Origin of the sequence: Streptomyces sp. SID3212, assembly GCF_009865405.1 — a bacterium.
Lineage (GTDB): Bacteria > Actinomycetota > Actinomycetes > Streptomycetales > Streptomycetaceae > Streptomyces.
On record NZ_WWJY01000948.1, the window covers coordinates 1 to 3,435 of the forward strand.

Genomic DNA, 3,435 nt, shown 5'->3' on the forward strand with positions numbered 1-3,435 from the left:
GCGCGCACTCCGGCGCGGGAGACGGCGAGCGCGGGGAGCGGCCAGAACAGCGGGCAGCAGCAGCCGAGCCAGACCCAGGGCACCGGCGCCGTGCCCCCGCGCACGTCCGAGCAGGCCCCGCCGCCCCCGCCCACCAGCCAGGGCCCGTCGTCCAGCGGCAGCACGGGCGACGGCAGCAGCGGCGGTACGGGGGGCACGGACGGCGGCTCGTCCACGACGGGCGGCTCGTCGTCGGGCGGCACGGGGGCGCGGAACCCGATCGGGGGGTTGCTGGGCTGACGGCCCGGCGCGGGGACGCGCCGGGGAGACGGAGACGTACAAGAGACGGTCCGGTCCGGGACAACGCGGCGGTACGGCGGCGGAGTTCCGGACGGGACCGTCTCTTGGTGTGTGGCCCGCGTGGTGGCGGCCCGTGAGGGGCCGTGGAGCACCTCAGAGCGGCAGGGGAGGGGCCTAATGGGGTACGGGGACGGGCCTGGCCCTTACAGGGGCGCTGAGCCCCCCGTACCGCTACCGGCGCCCGACCCGCGGCGTCCCGGTCCCGCGTCGCTGCCGGCACCGGCCCCCGCGGCCAGCTCCTTCGCCGCCTCCGTGAGGTCCTTCGCGGTGTCGATCGCCCGCCAGTACGCGCCGTTCGGCAGCGGATAGCCGGCCAGTATGCGCTCGCGGGCGAGGCGCGGGAACGTCGTACGTTCGTGGTCGCCGCGGTCCGGCAGCGTGGCGACGAAGTCGGGGGAGAACACGTACACACCGGCGTTGATCAGATACGGCGACGGCGGCGACTCGATGAAGTCGAGGACGTGCCCGAACTCGTCGGTCTCGACGGCCCCCCAGGGGATCCGGGGCCGGGCCAGGGCGAGGGTGGCGGTGGCGTCCCGCTCCGCGTGGAACGCGGCCATGTCACGCAGCGAGAAACGTGTCCAGATGTCGCCATTGGTGGCGTACCAGGGCTGCCCGGGCTCGGGCAGGCGCGCGGCGGCGTACTTGAGGCCGCCACCGCGCCCGAGCGGTTCGGGCTCGACCACGGTGGTGACGCGCAGCGGAAGATCCGCCGAGGCCAGCCATTCCTGGAGCACCTCGGCGAGATGACCGCACGACACGACGGCGTCGGTCACCCCCTCCGCGGCCAGCCAGGCGAGCTGATGGCCGATGATCGGGGTCCCCGTGCCGGGGATCTCGACCATCGGCTTCGGACGGTCGTCGGTGTACGGGCGAAGCCGCGACCCCTGGCCGCCCGCCAGGACCACGGCCTGCGTCGGATACGTATGCATGCCGTGAACGATATGCGGGGCGGTCAGGGAGGCGGCGGTCAGCTCCCCGCGGTCTGCTGGGACACCCCGTACGCGAACGACGTGTCACAGACGGGACGCGAGAAGGACTGCGCCCGGGTGGGGCCGTAGTGCGCCACGGCGGCTCGGCCGAGGGCCCGCGCGATCGAGATGCAGTGCTTCGCGAGCGACGGGCGCTCCTCGACCTGGCGCTGGAGGTGGGTCAGGGCGATCCCCGGGTCCTTCTCCTGGAGTTCCACCAGGAGCTTGTCGCGGAGTACGTCCTGGGGGGCGCGGGACTTGGCCCGTACCGAGGCGGTGTCCGAGGCGGCGGTCAGGACCTGCGACTCGGTGGTGCTGGTCGCCCACGGAACACGGGCGACCGCGAGGGTCCCGGAGAGCACCAGGACGACGGGCAGTACGAGAGCGAGAGTTCGGCCGATACGGCGGGCAGAGTGGGTCACGCAGGCGAGCGTAGCGGGCAGTAATGATTTGGCGACATTTAGTCACTCACTCGGGGGACGGTTCGACCGGTCCTTTCGAATCGGAGGTTGACGCGGCCTGTCCGAAATGACGTGTGTGCCGGGGTATTTGTACGGAAACGCGGACGGCCCCGCACCGGAGTGCGGGGCCGTGCGGAGGAATTCGGGGCGCGGAGCGGGACGGGCGCGTCAGCTCACCCCGCTCTTCTGGTTCCTCTCGTTCTTCCTTCTCGTTGCTCAGTTGCTGAGGCGCTCGCCGGTGGAGGAGGAGAAGACGTGCAGCTCGTCGGGGCGGGGGACGACGTGGAGCTTGGTGCCCTTGTCGGGGACGGCGCGGCCGTTGACGCGGACGACCAGTTCCTTGGTCTCGCCGCCGACCTCGGCGGTGCCGTAGACGAACCCGTCGGCGCCGAGCTCCTCGACGACGTTGACGGTGACGGCGAGGCCGGCCGGCGCGTCCTTGGAGAGGGTCTTGGCGCTGTCGGCCTCGGCGGCGAGGTCGAAGTGCTCGGGACGGACGCCGACCGTGACGGTCTTGTCGCCCTTCTCCGTGGCGGCGGAGAGCGCCTCACGGGAGACGGGGACGACGCTGTTGCCGAACTTCACACCACCGTCGGTGATGGGGACCTCGACCAGGTTCATGGCGGGGGAGCCGATGAAGCCGGCGACGAAGAGGTTGGCGGGACGGTCGTACATGTTGCGCGGGGAGTCGACCTGCTGGAGCAGCCCGTCCTTGAGGACCGCGACGCGGTCGCCCATGGTCATGGCCTCGACCTGGTCGTGGGTGACGTACACCGTGGTGATGCCGAGGCGGCGCTGGAGCGAGGCGATCTGCGTACGGGTGGAGACGCGGAGCTTGGCGTCGAGGTTCGACAGCGGCTCGTCCATGAGGAAGACCTGCGGCTCACGGACGATGGCGCGGCCCATCGCGACACGCTGGCGCTGACCACCGGAGAGCGCCTTCGGCTTGCGGTCCAGGTACTCGCTGAGGTCGAGGATCTTCGCGGCCTCTTCGACCTTCTTGCGGATCTCCGCCTTGTTGACGCCGGCGATCTTGAGCGCGAAGCCCATGTTGTCGGCGACGGACATGTGCGGGTAGAGCGCGTAGTTCTGGAACACCATGGCGATGTCCCGGTCCTTCGGGGGCAGGTGCGTGACGTCGCGCTCGCCGATGCGGATCGCGCCGCCGTTGACGTCCTCAAGACCCGCGAGCATGCGCAGGGAGGTCGACTTGCCACAGCCGGAGGGCCCGACGAGCACGAGGAACTCGCCGTCCGCGACGTCCAGCTCCAGCTGGTCGACGGCGGGCTTGGTGGAGCCGGGGTAAACGCGGGTGGCCTTGTCGAATGAGACGGTTGCCATGGTGATGTGTCCCCTCACCGGCAGGAACGTGCCGGACGATCCGAGTAAAGGTGTGGATGGGTCTAGTCCACCTGAGTGAACTTGGGGTGACGCTACCCCGCCCCCACGCATATGTCAGTAGATGCAGCCACCATTTTTCCCACCACCCCGTTCCTCGGCTCCTCCTCCCCGCCCCCAAACCTGTGGCTGCCCCCCACCCCCGCTGTGTAGAGTGAGCCCCGCCTCGCGCGTCCCTGACGTGCGCGAAGGCCTCCTTAGCTCAGCTGGCCAGAGCAACGCACTTGTAATGCGTAGGTCGTCGGTTCGAATCCGACAGGAGGCTC

4 protein-coding genes and 1 tRNA gene are annotated in these 3,435 nt (G+C 70.4%); 1 reads left to right on the forward strand and 4 read right to left on the reverse strand.

Going from position 1 to position 3,435, the window contains the following annotated elements; translation table 11 throughout:
- The 4 genes from GT042_RS39945 to ugpC all read right to left on the reverse strand — a co-directional run.
- Window positions 1-242: hypothetical protein (locus GT042_RS39945; RefSeq protein WP_272925767.1), on the reverse strand; the 242-nt coding region annotated here is incomplete at its 3' end.
- A 240-nt stretch (window positions 243-482) separates the two neighbouring features.
- On the reverse strand, window positions 483-1,271 hold the full coding sequence (locus GT042_RS28370) for a nucleotidyltransferase family protein (protein WP_237531295.1): 789 nt from the start codon (window positions 1,269-1,271) through the stop codon (window positions 483-485).
- Between the two features lie 38 nt (window positions 1,272-1,309).
- The gene (locus tag GT042_RS28375) at window positions 1,310-1,732 is read right to left on the reverse strand and encodes a hypothetical protein (protein ID WP_161311567.1); all 423 of its coding nucleotides are present in this window, start codon (window positions 1,730-1,732) and stop codon (window positions 1,310-1,312) included.
- Window positions 1,733-1,987: 255 nt separating this feature from the next.
- On the reverse strand, window positions 1,988-3,112 hold the full coding sequence (gene ugpC, locus GT042_RS28380) for a sn-glycerol-3-phosphate ABC transporter ATP-binding protein UgpC (protein ID WP_161311568.1): 1,125 nt from the start codon (window positions 3,110-3,112) through the stop codon (window positions 1,988-1,990).
- A 248-nt stretch (window positions 3,113-3,360) separates the two neighbouring features.
- On the opposite strand from ugpC, the gene GT042_RS28385 reads away from it, so the two are divergent.
- Window positions 3,361-3,434, forward strand: a tRNA-Thr gene (locus tag GT042_RS28385).
- Window position 3,435: the final 1 nt, after the last annotated feature.